Below are 18,300 nucleotides of genomic sequence, written 5' to 3' on the forward strand. Positions count from 1 at the left end.
TCTCTCTCTGCTGAGGCTACAACGCGGTTTATTCATAACGTTGCAGCGTGTTCAAACGGGTCGAATGCTTTCCTCATCCAAATCGGCATCGAAAAAGCGACGAAGGGTTTGAATGTGGCTGTCACTCAAGATGGACTGACGCGCCTGCGCCAGCTTCTCTTCATAAATGGCCTGACGCCACTCCAGTGGCGTCAATACCGTAGGATTATCGTCTTCAATAACCGACAGTTCAACCTGATGTCCGGCAACCTGACTCAATGCGGCGGTCAGGGCCTGCTGCGCGGAGGCCGAATTCAGGTGGCGCTGGCTGGAACGTAAATGCAGGCAAATACCCTGATCGGTGGTCTCTTTCCAGGCATTCAACGCCAGCTGTTGAACCAGTTTAGGCAGCGGCAAACCGGCCACTTCAGCCGCCCAGGCATCACGCTGCTGGGCTTCTTCAGCCAGCCGTGCGGCCAGCTCAGGATTTTTCTCATGCTCCAGCGCAGAACGCAAGGCTTTTGGCGTGGCGACGGGCGCGGCCGCTTCGGTTACGGGCGTCAGCGCTTTCCAGCGGTACGCCTCTTTTTTTACTGGCGCTGCCGGCTCACTCTTTTTTGCTTTGTTTGCTCCCTGGCGCAGCAGTTGGGTTCGCGCCTGCAGGAGCTGGCTGGTGGAACTGGACAGTGACGGTTCGGGTGCCGCAGGCGAGACAGACTGCGCGGTTGGTGCCGAAGCGGGTTCGGGTGCCGCCATTTGTGGCCGGGCAGCGGGCGCCGATTCGGTTGGCGACGGCGGTACGTTCTGTACCGGCACCGGCGCTGACTGCGCGGTCAGCGTGGGCCGCGCGATCGGCTCCGCGACGGCCGCTTTGGGATGAAACGCCAGCGCGCGCAATAAGGCCATCTCAATGCCCATACGACGATCGGGCGCAAGGGGTAAATCTTTGCGCCCCATCAGCAGGGTTTGATAATAAAGCTGCAGATCGGCAGGCGGCACGACGCGCGCCAGTTCCCGTAGGCGCAACGCATTGCTTTCTTCATCGTCGTTAAGAGAGGCAGGCAGTAACTGTACCATGGCAATGCGGTGCAGCAGGCGAAGCATCTCAACGAGCAATGCCTCCCAGTCAACCCCGCGCGAAGCTGCCTGCGCCAGCAACGCCATCACCTGTTCCCCGTTGCCGTCGACTACGGCTTCAAGCAGCCCCAGGGGTTGCTCATCGTCAAGCGTCCCGAGCATCGCCCCGACGGTCGCGCTGGTCACGCTGCCCTCGCCCATCGCAATGGCCTGATCGGTAAGGCTCAGCGCATCGCGCATACTGCCATCGGCAGCACGGGCCAGCAGTTGCAGCGCCCGAGGTTCCCGGGCGATCTGCTCCTGTTCTAATACATTGTCAAGCTGCTGACGGATCTGGTCAACATCCAGCGCTTTAAGGTGAAACTGCAGACAACGGGACAGGATTGTCACCGGCAGCTTCTGCGGATCGGTCGTCGCCAGCAGGAATTTAACGTGTGAAGGCGGTTCTTCCAGCGTTTTCAGCAGCGCATTGAAGCTGTGACGCGACAGCATGTGCACTTCATCAATAAGGTAAACTTTAAAGCGGCCGCGGGCGGGCGCATACTGCACGTTATCAAGCAGATCGCGCGTGTCTTCCACTTTGGTGCGCGAGGCGGCATCAATTTCGATGAGATCGACAAAACGGCCCTGTTCGATCTCACGGCAGTTATCGCACTGGCCACAGGGCGTGGCGGTGATCCCGGTTTCGCAGTTAAGGCCTTTTGCCAGCAGACGGGCAATCGTGGTTTTCCCTACGCCCCGTGTGCCGGAGAAGAGATAAGCATGATGGATGCGTCCCAGAGACAATCCATTCGCCAGCGCCGTCAGAACATGTTCCTGACCGACAACATCAGCAAACGCCTGTGGACGCCATTTTCGGGCAAGTACCTGATAGCTCATGTGGTTTCGACGAATTTGGATGGAAATGTGAGCGCAGACGCACTGCAACCCCTGTATATGATTGCAGTAGTCTAACAGCTACGCTTTCACCTATCACTCGTTATCTTGAAGCGGTAAAGCGGAATGGCCCCACAGGTGCGCGAGGCCAGAAGCGAGGCTTAGTGGCCGGGGAAATTGACCAGGCTGTAGCTGTCAACGCCCAGCGCCTTGAGGCGGGCTTCCCCTGCCAAATCGAACAGGTTAATAATAAAAGCAGCATCTTTTACTTCACCGCCTGCACGACGGATCAGTTTGATCGTGGCTTCCAGCGTTCCGCCGGTCGCCAGCAGATCGTCGACCACCAGCACGACGTCGCCCGGCTGGATCGCATCTTTGTGCAATTCCAGTTGGTCGGTACCGTATTCCAGCTCGTAGGATTCGCTGTAGGTTTCACGTGGCAGTTTGCCCGGTTTACGCACCGGGACAAAACCCAGCCCCAGCCCCAGGGCAACCGGCGCACCAAAGAGGAAGCCACGCGCTTCTGTGCCGACAACTTTGGTGATGCCTTTATTACGGTAGCGCTCAACCAGCAGGGCGATGGACGCTGCATAGGCGTTCGGGTCTTCCAACAGGCTGGTGACGTCACGGAAAAGAATACCCGGCTTCGGGTAATCAGGAATACTTTTGATACTGTTTTTAATCAGTTCAAGCTGCTGCGCAGTGTCGGTCATAATCTTAAGCCTGGTAAAAAAATTCTGTTTTGCGCAGCTTCAATAGCGCCAATACCTGATTAAAGGTTCAGCGGAAATACATTCATAATGGGAAGCCGCACACGAAGAGGCCCAAATCTAAGCAAATGGCCGGCTAATTGCAACTTTATCGCGGAGGTAAACTGTCGTCTGGTGTTTCTGCCACCACCGGCATCCGCCACATAAACAGCAACAGAAGGCACAACATGATGCCCAGCATGATCCGTACCCACAGCACTGGCACCAGCCACAAGGATAACGCAAATGTCGCCACAATCAGTATGATGGCGCGGCTTTTTGCCCCTGGCGGCATGCCACGATGCTGTTGCCAGTGACGAATATAGCGACCAAAGGGCGATTTCCAGAGCAGCCAGTGATGAAAACGTGGTGAAGAACGGGCAAAACACCATGCTGCCAGCAGCATGAATGGCGTTGTAGGTAATAAAGGTAATACAATGCCCAGTATGCCAAGCACTATCGCCAGCCAACCCAGGGTTAATAAGACAATGCGTTGCATACCTGCCACCCAGTGCGTTTTCCGTTGCATGACTTTAGCATACCTGCGTTGGGCGCAATGAGTAAGCATCCGACGCGGCAAAGGCTGCATCACTGCCTTCTCACCTTGCGCCAGGCCATCCACAGCCATCCCGACGGCGAGTGTCGCTCGCCGCGTTTTGACAACCAACTCTTTACGACGAAAGGGACCCGACTGACCGATTATCTGCAGGAGATTGAGCACAACTATCAGCGCCTTTGTCAGGCCGGCGAGGATGTGGAACGTAGCCAGTGGCTGGCGGGTCATCTGGTGGACCAAATCGCTGCCCTGCAGCGTGAAGCCAGTACCCAGCAACTTCGTAGCCGCGCAGAACGTGTCCGGCCTTCCGCCCGTCAGCAAAAATATCTGGAATACCGGGAATATGAGCGTCGACTACAGGCGATGATCGACCAGCGGGAGCAACGGCTGTCGCTGGCAGAAACCTTTGCCGTTCAGCAGCAGTTGAAAAAAGACCTGGAGGTACTGGAAGGCCGTATGGCACGCTGCCGGCAGGCGATCCGCTCGGTGGAGTGGGCAATGTCACTGTCAGACAGCCCGTTTAGCAGTTAATGCGCTATCTTTGCAAGACCGCCATCGCAGGATGGCACGCTTATCAGGCCCATGATACAACGTCGCAGGAGGAATGATGTCCCTGGAAACGGCCCCCGAAGAGGTCAAACTGGCGGTAGATTTGATTCAGCTGTTTGAAGAACACCAACTGTCGGTGGAAACGGTGTTGTCCGCCCTGGCCATTGTTCAGCGCGATTACGAAAAGAAACGCGACGAACAGCGCAAAGACTAAGCCTTTTTTGCCAGCGTCGGACTTAAGCGCAACATATCAATCAGGGCATCCACCAGTTCGGGCGCATCGGCAACCAGATCGAATTTGCCAGGCGTAAAAAGCCAGCTTTCCATCATGCCATTGACATAGCTGCGCATGATTAACGCCGCCTGTCGGGTCTGGAACGTTTCTGGAAGTTGCCCGGCATCAATGCACTGACGCAGTACGTCTTCAATTTCGTTGTAACGCTCAAGCAACAGACTTTGCTGGATACTTTTTACGGCAGCCATTTCCCCGACAAATTCGCATTTATGAAAGATGATTTCCATCAACGCACGGCGCTGCGGATCGCGCGCAGTCGCCTGAAAGATATAGACCAGCATCGCCCGTAAAATGGAGAGTGGATCACCGGGGTATTTTGTTTGATACTCAAGTTTCACTTCATTAAGCCCGGCATCGCAGCGAAGCCATATTTCGTTCAACAAATCGGCTTTGTTTTTGAAATGCCAGTAGATAGCGCCACGGGTTACGCTGGCTGCAGAAGCGATGTCCGCCAGGGAGGTGGCTGAAACCCCCTCTTTCGAAAACAGAGCAAGGGCGGCGTCCAGAATTTGATGCCGGGTTTCAAGAGCTTGCGCTTTGGTTTTTCGTGCCATAGGGGACTTTTTTTACAAACAGGTAAGTTTACATACATTTGTGAATGTATGTACCATAGCACGAGCTAAAATAATACGCAGCAATGGGTTCATGGCTTTGTGATCCATTGATCATTTGATATCGGACTCTAGAGGTTTATTTATGAACAAATTCAGAGGGTTAACGCCTCTGGCGGCCGTCCTGATGCTCTCAGGCAGCTTTGTGTTAACAGGATGTGACGGAAATAAATCCGACCAGGCCGCCCAACAACAGCCGCCGGAAGTCGGTGTTGTCACCGTTAAAAGTGAACCCCTAAAAATTTCGACCGAACTGCCTGGCCGTACCTTGGCTTACCGTATTGCCGAAGTGCGTCCGCAGGTTTCCGGTATCATTCTGAAGCGTAACTTTATTGAAGGCAGTGAGATTAAAGCCGGTGAATCGCTCTATCAGATCGATCCCGCGACCTATCAGGCGTCCTATGACAGCGCCAAAGCCGATTTAGCGAAAGCAGAGGCCAATGCACGTATAGCGCAACTGACGGTCAATCGTTATAAGCCGCTGCTTGGCACCAAATATATCAGTCAGCAGGACTACGATAATGCCGTCGCCACCGCGGCACAAAACAATGCGGCCGTTCAGGCCGCGAAGGCTAACGTAGAAACCGCACGCATTAACCTGGCGTACACAAAAGTCTCTTCGCCTATCAGTGGCCGCATTGGTAAGTCATCCGTTACAGAAGGTGCGCTGGTACAAAGCGGGCAAACCACAGCGCTGGCCACGGTGCAGCAGTTGGATCCGATGTATGTCGATGTTACCCAGTCGAGTGAAGATTTCCTGCGTCTGCGTTCAGAACTGGAGTCCGGTCAGCTGAAACAGAACGATGGCAAAGCCAACGTTACCCTGCTGATGCAGAATGGTAAAAACTATGCTCAGCCGGGTACGCTGGAGTTCTCGGATGTGACCGTTGATCAAACCACCGGCTCGATCACCCTGCGCGCGATCTTCCCTAACCCTGATAAAGCCTTGCTGCCAGGGATGTTTGTACGTGCCCGTCTGGATGAAGGTACCAATCCAAACGCCCTGCTCGTTCCTCAGCAGGCGGTAACGCGCACACCAACCGGTGACGCCTCTGTCATGGTGGTCGGCGCGGACAATAAAGTTGAAGCACGTAAGATCAAAGCAGCCCAGGCTATTGGCGATAAATGGCTGGTAACAGAAGGTCTGAAAGCGGGCGAGCGTGTGATCTTTACAGGTCTGCAGCGTGCAAAACCGGGTGCACAAGTTACACCTAAAGAAGTCACAGACGATGCAAAAGCCGCAAAAGGTGATCCCTCTCAGGCCCAGTCTGCTAAAACATCGTCCTAACAGGAGCCGTTGATACATGGCTAAGTTCTTTATCGATCGCCCAATCTTTGCGTGGGTGCTGGCTATTATCGTCATGCTGGCGGGCGCGTTATCGATTATTAAATTACCGATTGAGCAATATCCCAATGTTGCGCCACCGGCCATTGAGATTCAGGCTAACTACCCTGGTGCTGACGCGAAAACGTTGCAAGACTCGGTGACGCAGGTCATCGAACAAAACATGAACGGCATTGATGGCCTGATGTATATGTCATCAAGCAGTGATTCCTCGGGTGCTCTGACGCTGACTATCTCCTTCCAGTCAGGGACTGATGCGGATATCGCGCAGGTTCAGGTGCAGAACAAACTGCAGCTGGCAATGCCACTGCTGCCTCAGGAAGTGCAACAACAGGGGATTCAGGTTAAAAAATCCTCCAGTAGCTTCCTGATGGTAGCGGGTTTCATCAGCGATGATGGCAGCATGACGCAGAACGATATTGCTGACTATGTTGCCTCTAACATCAAAGATCCTATCAGCCGTACGCCTGGCGTGGGTGATACCCAGGTCTTTGGTGCGCAGTACGCGATGCGCATCTGGATGGATCCGAGTAAGTTAAATAACTATCAGCTGACGCCGGTTGATGTGATCAATGCACTTAAAACCCAGAACGCCCAGGTGGCTGCCGGTCAGTTAGGCGGAACACCGCCGGTGCCGGGACAGCAGCTGAACGCCTCGATTATTGCGCAAACGCGTCTGACCTCCACCAAAGAGTTCGGCAACATTCTGCTGAAAGTGAATAACGATGGCTCTCAGGTGCGTCTGCGCGATGTGGCACAGATCGAACTGGGTGGTGAAAACTACGAGATCATTGCGCGCTATAACGGTAAGCCTGCGTCCGGTATCGGTATCAAACTGGCGACTGGCGCTAACGCCCTGAATACCGCCGAAGCCGTTAAAGCCGAGCTGGCTAAGCTGCAGCCAACGTTCCCGGCGGGAATGAAGGTCGTTTATCCTTACGACACCACACCGTTCGTTAAAATTTCTATTTTCGAAGTGGTGAAAACACTGATGGAAGCGATTCTGTTGGTGTTCCTGGTGATGTATCTGTTCCTGCAAAACTTCCGAGCCACGCTGATTCCGACTATTGCCGTGCCGGTTGTGTTGCTGGGGACCTTCGCCATTATCGGCGCCTTTGGTTACTCGATAAACACCCTGACGATGTTCGGGATGGTGCTGGCCATCGGCCTGTTGGTGGATGACGCCATCGTGGTGGTCGAGAACGTCGAGCGCGTCATGGTGGAGGAAGGACTGCCACCGAAAGAAGCGACCAAGCGCTCGATGGAGCAGATTCAGGGCGCACTGGTCGGTATTGCCCTGGTGCTGTCAGCGGTCTTTATTCCCATGGCTTTCTTTGGTGGATCGACCGGCGTGATTTATCGTCAGTTCTCCATCACCATCGTGTCGGCCATGGCGCTGTCAGTACTGGTTGCGTTGATTCTGACCCCCGCACTCTGCGCCACTATGCTCAAGCCGGTGAAAAAAGGCGATCACGGCGCCACCAAAGGCTTCTTTGGCTGGTTTAACCGCCTGTTCGACAAGAGTACGCATCACTATGTTGACAGCGTAGGTCACATCGTTCGCGGTACGGGTCGCTATCTGCTGCTTTATCTGCTGATTGTGCTGGGGATGGCATTTCTGTTCCTGCGTCTGCCTTCATCGTTCCTGCCGGAAGAAGATCAGGGCCTGTTACTGGCTCAGGCTCAGCTCCCTGCCGGTGCCACACAGGAGCGCACGCAGAAAGTGCTGGATCAGGTTTCTGATTACTTCCTGACGAAAGAAAAAGACTCGGTGAAATCTGTCTTTACCGTTGCGGGCTTTGGCTTTGCGGGCCGTGGACAGAATACCGGTATTGCCTTCGTCAGCCTCAAGCCGTGGGATGAGCGTACCAGCAGCGACATGAAAGTGCCTGCGATCCAGGGACGTGCAATGCAAGCGCTGGCGCAAATTAAAGACGGTATGGTCTTTGCGTTTAACCTGCCTGCCATTATCGAGTTAGGTAACGCGACCGGCTTTGACTTTGAACTTATCGATCAGGGTAACCTGGGGCATGAAAAGCTGACGCAGGCGCGTAACCAGCTGTTTGGCATGATCGCACAACATCCGGATACGCTGGTCGGTGTGCGTCCCAACGGTCTGGAAGATACGCCGCAGTTCAAACTGGATATCGATCAGGAGAAAGCCCAGGCACTGGGTGTCTCACTCAGTGATATCAATACCACGCTGGGCGCATCCTGGGGCGGCTCTTACGTTAATGACTTCATTGACCGCGGTCGTGTGAAGAAAGTCTACGTGATGGGTAAAGCTGATGCGCGTATGCTGCCTGACGACATCAATAAGTGGTATGTCCGAAACAGCAACGGCGAGATGGTGCCCTTCTCTGCCTTCTCATCAGCACGCTGGCAGTATGGTTCACCGCGTCTGGAACGTTACAACGGTTTACCGTCTATGGAAATCCTTGGGCAGGCAGCCCCCGGCAAGAGCTCCGGTGATGCCATGAACCTGATGGAAGAACTGGCTTCGAAACTGCCGTCGGGCATTGGCTTTGACTGGACCGGGATGTCCTATCAGGAACGTCTGTCGGGTAACCAGGCACCTGCCTTGTATGCCATTTCACTGATCGTCGTGTTCCTGTGCCTCGCGGCCCTGTATGAGAGCTGGTCCATTCCGTTCTCGGTCATGCTGGTGGTTCCGCTGGGCGTGGTCGGTGCATTGATCTTTACGACCTTGCGCGGACTGAGCAATGACGTTTACTTTGTCGTGGGGTTACTGACCACTATTGGCCTCTCGGCGAAGAACGCCATCCTGATCGTGGAATTTGCGAAGGACCTGATGGAGAAAGAAGGCAAAGGGCTGGTGGAAGCCACGCTTGAAGCCTGCCGTATGCGTCTGCGTCCTATCCTGATGACCTCACTGGCGTTTATTCTGGGCGTACTGCCGCTGGCCATCAGTACCGGTGCCGGCTCTGGTGCACAGAATGCGGTCGGTACGGGCGTCATGGGCGGGATGGTGACCGCGACCGCGCTGGCCATCTTCTTCGTACCGGTATTCTTTGTGGTGGTGCGTCGTCGCTTTGGTAAAAACAAAGCCGAAATCGAAAAGGGTCATCCCGTCGATCATCCTGACCACTCGCATTAATCTGTAAACTTAAAGGCCGCATCAGCGGCCTTTTTTAATGCCTCACGCCGTCTCTTTTTTGACAGCCGCAGGGATTAACCGCTGCCACGATGACGCTGGCTTGTATTATCGCGATAACTTCCTGTTCACTCGGGGTGAACGCTGCCTTCCTCACCCTCTTTTACATTCAGGCTGGTCACGTCCGGCGCGATCCCGGATGACCTGACGAGTCACTTTGCTTCTTTTCGGTCTTAACCGGTTCACGCTGATTTCACACCCGCTTCTTTCTCTTGTCTCTGCCCGGCTTCTTACCCTCTCGTCAGACTGCGCTGACGTGTCACGCGGCTGACAAGCGTGTCTGAAGCCACTTTGTCTTTGTGGCAGCGCAAATCTGTTCTTTCCTGTCTGCCTGAAGCACGGTCTGCCCTGCGCCTGTTCTCAGTCAGCGACAGCGTGCTATCCGTTGCACGGTTTGCCCGCCATCGCCGCCCCGCTGTTTCCCCTGGGTTTTACAGGGTTGCATTCATATCGGCCACGGCGCATAATATTGTTATATTATAACATTACATTGGTGAGAAGTATGAAAGCGAATATTCATCCCTCCTATCGTGCCGTGGTGTTCCATGACACCTCGGCTGATGTCTTTTTCAAAATCGGTTCAACAATCAAAACCGACCGTACCGTTGAGTTTGAAGGCGAAACCCTGCCGTATGTGACGCTTGATGTCTCCTCGGCCTCTCATGTGTTTTACACCGGTAAGCAGAAAGACTTTGCCAAAGAAGGCAGTACCGCGCGCTTTAATCAGCGTTTTGGGCGTTTTCTGGGTCGGAAATAAGCGAGGGCAACATGCAGGTACTCAGCTCACTCCGTTGCGCAAAGCGTCGCCATCGGGATTGCAAAGTCGTTCGGCGTAAAGGCCGTATCTATGTCATCTGCAAAACGAATCCGCGCTTTAAAGCCGTGCAGGGAAGAAAGAAAAAACGTTGATGTGTCGTGAACCTTAGCCGGACTGTCTCTTTCGAGCCATTCCGGCTTTTTTTATGCTTAGCGCATGCTCTTGAGCATCACGTCAACGTTGTGTTTAAACGCGGCTTCATAGGTCGGCGCCGGGCCGGACGCGGTGGACAGCGCTTCCGGATAAAGCTCACCACCCGGCTTCGCGCCTGTCGCGCTGGCAATCTGTTTCACCAGACGGGGATCGGTCTGATTTTCCATAAAGTAGGTTTTGATATGCTCCTGCTTAAGTTGGGTGATCAAACTGGCTACATCGCTGGCGCTGGCTTCCGCTTCGGTGGAGAAACCAACCGGCGCAAGGAACGTGACGCCATAGCGTTGGCCAAAGTAACCGAAAGCATCATGGCTGGTCAGCACCTTACGTTTTTGCTGCGGAATGGCGGCAAAAGAGGTTTTGGCCCAGGCGTCCAGCTTTTGCAGTTGCTGAATATATTTTTCGCCGCGCTGACGGATATCTTCAGCGTCCTGGGGATCGGCCTTGATTAACGCATTCATCACGTTTTTGGCATAAATGGTGCCGTTATACATGCTGTTCCACGCATGGGGATCGGTAATGGTTTTGCCATCCTCTTCCATCGTGCGGGTTTCAATCCCTGTCGAGGCCACTACGGGCTCCCCTTTATAACCTGAGGCCGTCACCAGACGGTTCATCCAGCCCTCCAGACCGAGTCCGCTGACAAACACCACATCGGCTTTTGCCAGCGCTTCGCTGTCCTGCGGCGTCGGTTCGAAAGTATGGGGATCGCCATTGGGCCCGACCAGGCTTTTAACATGAACATGATCGCCGCCAATTTGTTTGACGATATCGGCCAGCACGGTAAAACTCGCCACTGCATCGATCGTTTTCGCCATGGTGAAGGGGCTGACGACTAATGCACCGATTGCCAGACTAATGGGTAATATCTTCATCGCTACCTCTGATTAATGGCGGCGCAGAATGCCACCGCACGGCCCTGTTAAGATGGAGAGAAAAAACAACATTGCGGCACTCAACACCACCGCCGGTCCGGCCGGCAGTGAAAAGTGCCAGGAAAGGACTAATCCCGTAAATGCCGACAGGACAGCCATCAACATGGCCGCGCCCAGCATCAGCACCAGATGACGGCTCCAGAATCGCGCGCTGGCGGCAGGCAACATCATCAGCCCGACCGACATCAGCGTGCCCAGCACCTGAAAACCCGCCACCAGGTTAAGCACCACCAGCGTCAGGAAAATACCGTGCACCAGTGGTGCGCTCCATTTACCTTGCGCACGAAGGAAATCCGCATCAAAAGCGTCAATGACCAGAGGGCGATAGATCACCGCCAGCATCAAGAGGGTAAACGCGGCGATGCTGCCCACCACGATCAGGGCCGGGTTGTCCACCGCCAGCAATGAACCGAACAGGACGTGAAGCAGATCCACGCTGGAACCGCGTAGTGACACTAACGTCACGCCCAGCGCCAGCGAACCCAGATAGAAGCCGGCAAAACTCGCATCTTCTTTCAGTGGCGTATAACGGCTGACCGCACCGGACAATAACGCCACCGCCAGCCCCGCTATCAGCCCACCCACGCCCATCGCAACAAGGGATAAGCCTGAGATTAAATAGCCAATGGCGGCACCGGGCAGTACGGCATGGGATAACGCATCACCGATCAGGCTCATACGCCGCAAGGAGAGAAAGACGCCCAGCGGGGTGGCACTGAATGCCAGAGCAATACAGGCCACCAGCGCCCTGCGCATAAAGCTGAATTCAATAAAAGGTTGAATAAGCGTCACGGGGCAATGCTCCGTAACGGCGTCATAGCAACCGCACTGCGCTGATGCGATCCCTCATCCATTGACAGCACATCCGTAAAATAACGTTCAACTAACGGACGGTCATGCAACACGACCAGCAGCGTCGTGCCCGCCTGCTGCTGCTGCTGCAGAATTGACATCAGTAACGCCACCGTTTTGCTGTCAATGCCGTTAAAAGGCTCATCCAGCAGCCACAAGCGACTACGTTGCAGCATGAGCCGGGCAAACAGGACACGCTGTAGCTGGCCGCCAGACAATGTCGCGGGCTGAGCATCCGCATAATCACGCATCTGCACCGCATCCAGCGCGGCGTTTATCTCATTGCGCAGTGCCCGGTTAATGCCGCCAAACCAGCCACAGCGCGGCCAGCAGCCAATAGAAACCAGCTCAAACACGGTGAGAGGGAAACGCGTTTCCAGTTCGCTACGTTGCGGCAACCAGCCCACTTCACGGCGCGAGATCCGCACATCACACTGCCCGCTTACCGGGGGTAATAATCCGGCGATCGTCTTTATCAGGGTAGATTTACCGCTGCCGTTGGCACCGATTAAGGCGGTCATACTGCCCTGCGCCAGTTCTGTTGTCACAACGGGCGTGACCGCGCGTCCCTGATAACCTGCCTGCAAATGCCTGAACGTTATCACGGCTGCATTCCCCACCACATCGCCAGCGCCAGTACGGCGATTAACATCAATGCCACCAACAGCCGTCCACCGAGTGACATCAACAGTCCACTTTGATTCATCACTACACCAAAAATGTTATAACATAACAACCATCATACCCGATGTTGTCCGCCCGCTGGCACGGCAATGTGTTTCAAAAAATAAACCAGGGCACAAATTGCCCGTATAAGGCCCAATAAGAAGCAGCAGTGAATCAATCACTTGCTTAAATGAGAGCATCACAGCGCAATATTGCTGAAGAGGGGGACTTGCAAAGCGACAAAAGAACATCAATGATGGGTCTGAAGACATTTATTATGAGTAAGCTATGTCAGTAAGCATTGAATGTGATGTTGCGCAGAATGAAACGGATTGCGTAAAATTAGCTACAATCATTGAACGGAATATTCTCAAAATAACAGAATCTCTGGTTGGCGATTTGCAATGGTATTCCGCAAACGCTCAGTTAGTACCAGACAGTTTAAAAGTTATTGATGTTCAGATGACCGGACCGAATAGATTTAAGTTACTTTACGATTTCCAGTGGAATTTATTTAATCCTTGTCTGGATTTAAATGAAACCATTACGCAAAATGAACAAGTCAGTTTTCATATCGGCCCTGCCGCGCTTGTGTTTGAGCCCATTGAGAATCACCGTCCCTCACCCGGAGATGAATTGTAATATTTAGTAATGGAGGTGAGCAGAACTAATGATTTTACACTATCCTTAATGCAGTCCGTTAATTATAAGCCCAACCACCACTTCCTGGCCGCTTCACCGAACCTGGCCGCATTGCGGTAACTTTGCTAGCTACGGAGGGGAAAAAGATGGACGAATACTCACCGAAACGGCATGATATTGCCCAGCTTAAATACGTGTGTGAGAGTTTGTTTGACGCCAGTATGGCAACATTAACCGACAGCCATCATGGCTGGGTAAATGACCCTACTGCCGATGGTAATTTACAGCTGAACGATTTGATAGAGCATATCGCCTCTTTCACCATGAATTACAAAATTAAGCATGCAGAAGACGAAGCGCTGATTACCCAAATCGATGAATATCTTGATGATACTTTTATGCTATTTAGCAACTATAGCGTTAACACTCAGGATCTGCAGCGCTGGCAACGTTCAGCAAAACGTTTATTTAATCTGTTTCAAGAAGAGTGCGCTTATCTTCAACAGCCAAGCCATTCATTATAGTACTGACGTGAGAACGGTTTATTTATGAACAAAACCCTGACTAAAACTGATTATTTGATGCGACTGAGACGTTGTCGCTCAATTGACACGCTCGAAAGAGTGATTGAGAAAAATAAGTATGAATTGTCCGATGATGAATTAGCCGTATTTTACTCCGCAGCCGATCACCGCCTGGCTGAACTGACGATGAACAAACTGTATGACAAAGTCCCCGTGTCAGTATGGAAATTTGTACGCTAAGTTAATTTTTGCGTTACGTTTAATCTGATTTAACCCGCCCGTTTCTGTTCGACTCGCCTGCCGGCAATGGATCGGCCCAGGCGAGCTTTGCCTGCCTGCGAAGAAAGAGGCGTGTCAAAAAAAGCGAGTGACAAGAGAGGAATCGGGTGGAGACAAAATGGTGGAGGCCCTGCCAGCTACATCCCGGCACACGCGTCACCTGCTGCGGCTGCTTCCTTCCGGACCTGACCGAGTTCACAAGCTAGCATTGCGGGAGAACCAACAGGGCCCCCATTGACAAGCCCTCATATCGAGAGCGCAGGCATTATCGGGGAAGCCTATGGCAATTGCAAGCCTGGCACGGATGACCGTTGGTTTCTTGTACGATCCCTGTAAATTACCCCCTTTATGTTAGCATTATGGTTCTTTTACTGGCAGGTAAGCCTATGAACTCAACCACTGACGGCTTTAAACAACGTATCTGGCAAATTGTGGCCGCCATTCCGCCCGGCAAGGTTACCACCTATGGCGATGTGGCATTACTGGCAGGCTCGCCCCGCGCGGCGCGCCAGGTGGGCGGCGTTCTGAGCCGCTTACCGGAAGGCAGTACGCTTCCCTGGCATAGAGTGATTAACCGTAACGGTACGCTTTCGCTCCAGGGCGAACGTTTTTTTCGTCAGCGTGAAGCGCTGGAAGCGGAAGGCGTGGAAGTTACGGAGGCAGGTCAGATCGATCTGGCTAAGTTTCGCTGGCAGTTTTAATACTGCAGGGCGGTACAGCACGCCGCCCTGCCTCAGAGCCTTACATCGTTGTCGGTGCCGGCACGGCGGCGGACGGCGTAACCTGCGTGGGCGATGTGGGTGGCACAGTGGTGACGGCGCCAGGCTGAGTCTTCATCGGTACAGAAGGCACGGGCACTAACACCAGATCGGCTTTGGTGCCGCCCTGATTCACGACCGGTTTCACTTCTTCCGTAACGAAGGCCAGCTTGCCATCAACCGTAATTGCTGCGCTCAACAAAATGCGTGCATTTGGCTGAACATCCGCTGGGTTAAACGGCAGTATGAAATGGAACGGCGCCTGTTTCCCGTCGGTGCGAACCACGCGCTGTGCCAACACTTTGGACGGTGCATCTGCCACCGATGCATCAGACAGGGTCACTGTCAGGGCTGCATCAGGCGGTAACGCGATACGCTGACGAATATAAACCGCCCCGCTTACATTAGGCTGAGCGATGGTCGCCGTTTGTCCTGCGACCGCAGAACCCAATGTCGGTGTCGGTACCGGTTTTCCTTTATGGGCACAACCTGCGAGAGCCATGGCCATCGCGACGCCACTTAACACATGCCAGAATTTCATCGATGTCGTCTCCTTTTGATCAGAATGATTTTTAGCAGTGAATCTTTATTACAGCGTTTCACTCGCCGTATAGCTTTAATGTTGGCACAAAATCAAAAGTTTGCCTGGTTGGATGAAAGTCCAAAAGTGTGGTTGACGGAAACTGGTCGGATCTTTCACACTTAACAAAATACATTTTCTCAGGATAGCGCCATGAGTCAGGCACTCGAAAATCTGCTTAATCTTATTCATCTGGAAAAACTCGACGAGGGGTTATTTCGCGGCCAGAGCGAAGATTTGGGCCTGCGTCAGGTATTTGGCGGTCAGGTCGTTGGACAGGCTCTCTTTGCGGCCAAACAGACCGTTCCCGAGGATCGGGGCGTTCACTCCTTTCACAGCTATTTTCTTCGCCCCGGCGACAGCCAAAAGGCGATTATTTACGATGTTGAAAGTCTGCGCGACGGCAAAAGTTTTAGCGCGCGCCGCGTCAGTGCCATCCAAAATGGTCAGCCGATCTTTTATATGACGGCATCCTTCCAGTCTCCGGAAAGCGGGTTTGAACATCAAAAACCGATGCCGCAGGTTAAAGGACCGGAAAACCTGGCCAACGAGCAGCAAATGGCGCAAAAAATGGCGCATATGCTGCCGGAAAAATTACGCGAAAAATTTGTCGCTGAACGCCCGCTGGAAATCCGCCCGGTACAGATCCACAACCCGTTAAGAGGCCATGTCGATAAACCGCAGCGTCAGGTGTGGATTCGGGCCAATGGCACCCTGCCCGACGATGTGCGTATCCATCAGTACCTCCTTGGCTATGCGTCCGATCTCAACTTTCTGCCTGTGGCCTTACAACCGCATGGTAAAGGTTTTCTTGAAGCCGATATGCAGGTGGCGACCATTGATCACTCTATGTGGTTCCATCGGCCACTGAACTTTAATGACTGGCTGCTTTACAGCGTTGAAAGCACCTCAGCATCGGGTGCACGCGGCTTTGTTCGCGGGGAGTTTTACAATCAACAGGGTGAGCTGGTCGCGTCTACCGTGCAGGAAGGCGTTATGCGTCAGCGCAGCGAATAGCAAAAAGGGGCGAATCATCGCCCCTTTTTATTTATTCAGACTGACAAGTTACTGGTTGTAAGCGTTCTCGCCATGGCTGTTGACGTCCAGACCTTCGCGCTCCTGCTCTTCCGGTACACGCAGACCGACGATCATATCGGCCAGTTTAAAGCCAATAAAGGCAACGACGGCAGACCAGACAATGGTAACGCCCACGCTCAGCAACTGAATCGCAACCTGATGGCCCATGGTCACGCCAGGCGCATAACCCACGCCGCCCAGTGAAGATGAAGCAAACACGCCGGTCAGGATACAACCGATGATGCCACAGACACCGTGGACACCGAACACATCGCAGGGATCGTCAACGCGCAGCCATTTTTTCAGCGTTGTCACGCCCCAGATACCTGCCAGACCACCCACGATACCGATGATCAGCGCGCCGCCGACACCGACATAACCACAAGCCGGCGTGATGGCAACCAGACCAGCAATAAAGCCAGAACAGGCACCTAACAAAGACGGTTTACCACGCAGCGCCCACTCGCCAAAGGTCCAGGCCAGCACCGCACCCGCCGTCGCAACCACGGTATTCAGGAAGGCCAGAGCAGCAATTTCATTCGCAGCGGAAGCTGAACCGGCGTTAAAACCAAACCAGCCAACATACAGAATCGCAGTACCGGTGAACACCATCGGCAGGTTGTGTGGTTTGAATGCTTCTTTGCCAAAACCGGCACGTTTGCCCACCAGGTAAGCACCAACCAGACCGGCTACCGCAGCGTTAATGTGCACCACCGTGCCGCCCGCGAAGTCCAGTGCGCCATCCTGAGCCAGTAAGCCGCCCGCCCAGACCATATGCGCAATGGGAAGATAAGCCAGGGTCAGCCAGACACCGACAAAAATCAGCACCGCGGAGAAACGGATACGTTCCGCCAGCGCACCGACGACCAGACCGACCGTGATACAGGCAAAGGATGCCTGGAACGCGACGTGAATATATTGATAAAAGGTGCCCATGACGGCGGTCAGTGCAATGTTTTTCAGCATGGCCCAGTTGAAGCTGCCAAAGAAGGCATTGCCTTCGCTGAAGGCCAGTGAGTAGCCATAAACCACCCACAGCACACACACCAGCGAGAAGGTCACCGCAACCTGTGTGAGCATCGACAGCACATTTTTACTGCGGATCAGGCCGCCGTAAAACAGTGCAATCCCAGGAATTGACATAAACAGCACCAGTGCGGTGCAAATCATCATAAAGGCGTTGTCGGCTTTGTCCGCTACGGCAGGTGCCGCCATCGCCAGCGACGGTAACAGTGCCAGGCTGGTCAGGCCCAACTTGGTCAGCATTTTATTCATTTTTTTCCATCCCATCACATTACTGAGTCTTGTTTACAGTGCGGCTTCGTCGGTTTCGCCGGTACGTATGCGAATCACGCGCTGCAGTTCAGCAACGAAAATCTTGCCGTCGCCAATTTTTCCGGTGTAAGCCGCTTTACTGATTACGTCCACTACTTCGTCCAGTTGGTCATCGGCAATGGCGATATCAATTTTTACTTTCGGCAGAAAATTTACGCTGTATTCCGCCCCGCGATAGAGTTCAGCATGTCCTTTCTGACGCCCAAAACCTTTAACTTCGGAGACGGTCAGTCCCTGAATACCAATTGAAGACAATGCTTCTCGCACATCTTCCAGCTTGAACGGCTTAATCACAACGGTAACCAGCTTCATAGCCTCTCCTTAAGGATTAAAATAGGTCGGTCTCATGGACACGGAGAGAGTTAAGCAAAGCCTGTGCCAGATATAATTAATGGGCACAATCACTTTCCAGGCTGCGATAGAATCAGGGTTAGGAAACGCAGAATAAATAAGCAGGACGCAGTGATGGG

General features: G+C 53.5%; 21 protein-coding genes, 1 other RNA gene and 1 other annotated feature. Of the genes, 11 read left to right on the top strand and 11 right to left on the bottom strand.

Going from position 1 to position 18,300, the window contains the following annotated elements; translation table 11 throughout:
• Window positions 1-51: 51 nt before the first annotated feature.
• The 3 genes from dnaX to C1N58_RS12895 all read right to left on the bottom strand — a co-directional run bounded on the left by dnaX (window position 52) and on the right by C1N58_RS12895 (window position 3,180).
• Window positions 52-1,935, bottom strand: coding sequence for a DNA polymerase III subunit gamma/tau (dnaX, locus tag C1N58_RS12885; protein ID WP_394564225.1), 1,884 nt, complete (start codon window positions 1,933-1,935; stop codon window positions 52-54).
• Window positions 568-617: a sequence feature (DnaX frameshifting element), on the bottom strand. Its footprint overlaps the gene before it by 50 nt.
• Window positions 1,936-2,093: 158 nt before the next feature.
• A complete protein-coding gene (gene apt / locus C1N58_RS12890) occupies window positions 2,094-2,645 on the bottom strand; it encodes an adenine phosphoribosyltransferase (RefSeq protein WP_006117923.1) in 552 nt (183 codons plus the stop codon).
• A gap of 145 nt (window positions 2,646-2,790) precedes the next feature.
• Window positions 2,791-3,180 (bottom strand): DUF454 family protein, encoded by a 390-nt coding sequence (locus tag C1N58_RS12895; RefSeq protein ID WP_033738795.1) that lies wholly within the window; start codon window positions 3,178-3,180, stop codon window positions 2,791-2,793.
• A 57-nt stretch (window positions 3,181-3,237) separates the two neighbouring features.
• On the opposite strand from C1N58_RS12895, the gene priC reads away from it, so the two are divergent.
• Window positions 3,238-3,768: a primosomal replication protein PriC gene (gene priC, locus C1N58_RS12900; protein ID WP_394564226.1), complete on the top strand. Its 531-nt coding sequence runs from the start codon at window positions 3,238-3,240 to the stop codon at window positions 3,766-3,768.
• A gap of 76 nt (window positions 3,769-3,844) precedes the next feature.
• Window positions 3,845-4,000: a pleiotropic regulatory protein RsmS gene (gene rsmS, locus C1N58_RS12905; RefSeq protein WP_006117926.1), complete on the top strand. Its 156-nt coding sequence runs from the start codon at window positions 3,845-3,847 to the stop codon at window positions 3,998-4,000.
• On the opposite strand, the gene acrR is transcribed toward rsmS, so the two are convergent.
• Window positions 3,997-4,635 carry a multidrug efflux transporter transcriptional repressor AcrR gene (gene acrR / locus C1N58_RS12910; protein WP_039338471.1) on the bottom strand — a complete coding sequence of 213 codons (639 nt, stop codon included), beginning with the start codon at window positions 4,633-4,635 and terminating at the stop codon, window positions 3,997-3,999. The two genes, rsmS and acrR, sit on opposite strands and share 4 nt — an antisense overlap.
• 142 nt (window positions 4,636-4,777) lie before the next feature.
• Here acrR and C1N58_RS12915 point away from each other — a divergent pair, with 142 nt between their 5' ends.
• From C1N58_RS12915 to ykgO, 4 genes are all read left to right on the top strand, one after another.
• Complete coding sequence (locus C1N58_RS12915; RefSeq protein ID WP_006117928.1) at window positions 4,778-5,980, top strand: efflux RND transporter periplasmic adaptor subunit; 1,203 nt, start codon at window positions 4,778-4,780, stop codon at window positions 5,978-5,980.
• Window positions 5,981-5,996: 16 nt separating this feature from the next.
• Window positions 5,997-9,155 carry a multidrug efflux RND transporter permease subunit AcrB gene (locus C1N58_RS12920; RefSeq protein ID WP_033738689.1) on the top strand — a complete coding sequence of 1,053 codons (3,159 nt, stop codon included), beginning with the start codon at window positions 5,997-5,999 and terminating at the stop codon, window positions 9,153-9,155.
• 559 nt (window positions 9,156-9,714) lie between these two features.
• Window positions 9,715-9,969, top strand: a complete 255-nt coding sequence (locus C1N58_RS12925) for a type B 50S ribosomal protein L31 (RefSeq protein ID WP_033738687.1) — start codon at window positions 9,715-9,717, stop codon at window positions 9,967-9,969.
• Window positions 9,970-9,980: 11 nt separating this feature from the next.
• Window positions 9,981-10,121, top strand: a complete 141-nt coding sequence (ykgO, locus tag C1N58_RS12930; RefSeq protein ID WP_006117931.1) for a type B 50S ribosomal protein L36 — start codon at window positions 9,981-9,983, stop codon at window positions 10,119-10,121.
• 57 nt (window positions 10,122-10,178) lie between these two features.
• Here ykgO and C1N58_RS12935 read toward each other — a convergent pair whose 3' ends face one another.
• Genes C1N58_RS12935 through C1N58_RS12945 form a run of 3 tightly spaced genes read right to left on the bottom strand, consistent with a single transcriptional unit; the run spans window position 10,179 to window position 12,574 of the window.
• Window positions 10,179-11,057, bottom strand: coding sequence for a metal ABC transporter substrate-binding protein (locus C1N58_RS12935; protein WP_033738684.1), 879 nt, complete (start codon window positions 11,055-11,057; stop codon window positions 10,179-10,181).
• A 12-nt stretch (window positions 11,058-11,069) separates the two neighbouring features.
• Window positions 11,070-11,909, bottom strand: coding sequence for a metal ABC transporter permease (locus C1N58_RS12940; RefSeq protein ID WP_006117933.1), 840 nt, complete (start codon window positions 11,907-11,909; stop codon window positions 11,070-11,072).
• Entirely contained in the window at window positions 11,906-12,574 is a 669-nt protein-coding gene (locus C1N58_RS12945) for a metal ABC transporter ATP-binding protein (RefSeq protein ID WP_033738793.1), read from the bottom strand. Before C1N58_RS12945 ends, C1N58_RS12940 begins: the two co-directional genes overlap by 4 nt.
• 349 nt (window positions 12,575-12,923) lie before the next feature.
• On the opposite strand from C1N58_RS12945, the gene C1N58_RS12950 reads away from it, so the two are divergent.
• The 3 genes from C1N58_RS12950 to C1N58_RS12960 all read left to right on the top strand — a co-directional run bounded on the left by C1N58_RS12950 (window position 12,924) and on the right by C1N58_RS12960 (window position 14,041).
• Entirely contained in the window at window positions 12,924-13,277 is a 354-nt protein-coding gene (locus tag C1N58_RS12950; protein ID WP_033738682.1) for a hypothetical protein, read from the top strand.
• 146 nt (window positions 13,278-13,423) lie between these two features.
• Window positions 13,424-13,801 (top strand): Hha toxicity modulator TomB, encoded by a 378-nt coding sequence (gene tomB, locus C1N58_RS12955; RefSeq protein ID WP_039338473.1) that lies wholly within the window; start codon window positions 13,424-13,426, stop codon window positions 13,799-13,801.
• Window positions 13,802-13,825: 24 nt separating this feature from the next.
• On the top strand, window positions 13,826-14,041 hold the full coding sequence (locus C1N58_RS12960; protein WP_006117940.1) for an HHA domain-containing protein: 216 nt from the start codon (window positions 13,826-13,828) through the stop codon (window positions 14,039-14,041).
• Between the two features lie 167 nt (window positions 14,042-14,208).
• Here C1N58_RS12960 and ffs read toward each other — a convergent pair.
• Window positions 14,209-14,305: signal recognition particle sRNA small type (gene ffs, locus C1N58_RS12965), an RNA gene on the bottom strand.
• 134 nt (window positions 14,306-14,439) lie between these two features.
• Here ffs and C1N58_RS12970 point away from each other — a divergent pair.
• The gene (locus tag C1N58_RS12970) at window positions 14,440-14,781 is read left to right on the top strand and encodes an MGMT family protein (RefSeq protein WP_394549831.1); all 342 of its coding nucleotides are present in this window, start codon (window positions 14,440-14,442) and stop codon (window positions 14,779-14,781) included.
• A 40-nt stretch (window positions 14,782-14,821) separates the two neighbouring features.
• Here C1N58_RS12970 and C1N58_RS12975 read toward each other — a convergent pair whose 3' ends face one another.
• Window positions 14,822-15,379, bottom strand: coding sequence for a YbaY family lipoprotein (locus C1N58_RS12975; protein ID WP_054688066.1), 558 nt, complete (start codon window positions 15,377-15,379; stop codon window positions 14,822-14,824).
• Between the two features lie 192 nt (window positions 15,380-15,571).
• Here C1N58_RS12975 and tesB point away from each other — a divergent pair, with 192 nt between their 5' ends.
• Window positions 15,572-16,435, top strand: a complete 864-nt coding sequence (tesB, locus tag C1N58_RS12980) for an acyl-CoA thioesterase II (protein ID WP_006117944.1) — start codon at window positions 15,572-15,574, stop codon at window positions 16,433-16,435.
• A 48-nt stretch (window positions 16,436-16,483) separates the two neighbouring features.
• On the opposite strand, the gene amtB is transcribed toward tesB, so the two are convergent.
• On the bottom strand, window positions 16,484-17,770 hold the full coding sequence (gene amtB / locus C1N58_RS12985; protein ID WP_033738675.1) for an ammonium transporter AmtB: 1,287 nt from the start codon (window positions 17,768-17,770) through the stop codon (window positions 16,484-16,486).
• Window positions 17,771-17,803: 33 nt separating this feature from the next.
• On the bottom strand, window positions 17,804-18,142 hold the full coding sequence (glnK, locus tag C1N58_RS12990; protein WP_003850469.1) for a P-II family nitrogen regulator: 339 nt from the start codon (window positions 18,140-18,142) through the stop codon (window positions 17,804-17,806).
• Window positions 18,143-18,300 lie beyond the last annotated feature (158 nt).

The sequence above is a fragment of the Pantoea sp. SGAir0180 genome (assembly GCF_043546245.1).

Bases quoted from the DNA above. Each gene is read 5' to 3' on its own strand.
- dnaX (WP_394564225.1), bottom strand. From the start codon at position 1,935: ATGAGCTATCAGGTACTTGCCCGAAAATGGCGTCCACAGGCGTTTGCT.
- apt (WP_006117923.1), bottom strand. From the start codon at position 2,645: ATGACCGACACTGCGCAGCAGCTTGAACTGATTAAAAACAGTATCAAA.
- C1N58_RS12895 (WP_033738795.1), bottom strand. From the start codon at position 3,180: ATGCAACGCATTGTCTTATTAACCCTGGGTTGGCTGGCGATAGTGCTT.
- priC (WP_394564226.1), top strand. From the start codon at position 3,238: ATGAGTAAGCATCCGACGCGGCAAAGGCTGCATCACTGCCTTCTCACC.
- rsmS (WP_006117926.1), top strand. From the start codon at position 3,845: ATGTCCCTGGAAACGGCCCCCGAAGAGGTCAAACTGGCGGTAGATTTG.
- acrR (WP_039338471.1), bottom strand. From the start codon at position 4,635: ATGGCACGAAAAACCAAAGCGCAAGCTCTTGAAACCCGGCATCAAATT.
- C1N58_RS12915 (WP_006117928.1), top strand. From the start codon at position 4,778: ATGAACAAATTCAGAGGGTTAACGCCTCTGGCGGCCGTCCTGATGCTC.
- C1N58_RS12920 (WP_033738689.1), top strand. From the start codon at position 5,997: ATGGCTAAGTTCTTTATCGATCGCCCAATCTTTGCGTGGGTGCTGGCT.
- C1N58_RS12925 (WP_033738687.1), top strand. From the start codon at position 9,715: ATGAAAGCGAATATTCATCCCTCCTATCGTGCCGTGGTGTTCCATGAC.
- ykgO (WP_006117931.1), top strand. From the start codon at position 9,981: ATGCAGGTACTCAGCTCACTCCGTTGCGCAAAGCGTCGCCATCGGGAT.
- C1N58_RS12935 (WP_033738684.1), bottom strand. From the start codon at position 11,057: ATGAAGATATTACCCATTAGTCTGGCAATCGGTGCATTAGTCGTCAGC.
- C1N58_RS12950 (WP_033738682.1), top strand. From the start codon at position 12,924: ATGTCAGTAAGCATTGAATGTGATGTTGCGCAGAATGAAACGGATTGC.
- tomB (WP_039338473.1), top strand. From the start codon at position 13,424: ATGGACGAATACTCACCGAAACGGCATGATATTGCCCAGCTTAAATAC.
- C1N58_RS12960 (WP_006117940.1), top strand. From the start codon at position 13,826: ATGAACAAAACCCTGACTAAAACTGATTATTTGATGCGACTGAGACGT.
- C1N58_RS12970 (WP_394549831.1), top strand. From the start codon at position 14,440: ATGGTTCTTTTACTGGCAGGTAAGCCTATGAACTCAACCACTGACGGC.
- C1N58_RS12975 (WP_054688066.1), bottom strand. From the start codon at position 15,379: ATGAAATTCTGGCATGTGTTAAGTGGCGTCGCGATGGCCATGGCTCTC.
- tesB (WP_006117944.1), top strand. From the start codon at position 15,572: ATGAGTCAGGCACTCGAAAATCTGCTTAATCTTATTCATCTGGAAAAA.
- amtB (WP_033738675.1), bottom strand. From the start codon at position 17,770: ATGAATAAAATGCTGACCAAGTTGGGCCTGACCAGCCTGGCACTGTTA.
- glnK (WP_003850469.1), bottom strand. From the start codon at position 18,142: ATGAAGCTGGTTACCGTTGTGATTAAGCCGTTCAAGCTGGAAGATGTG.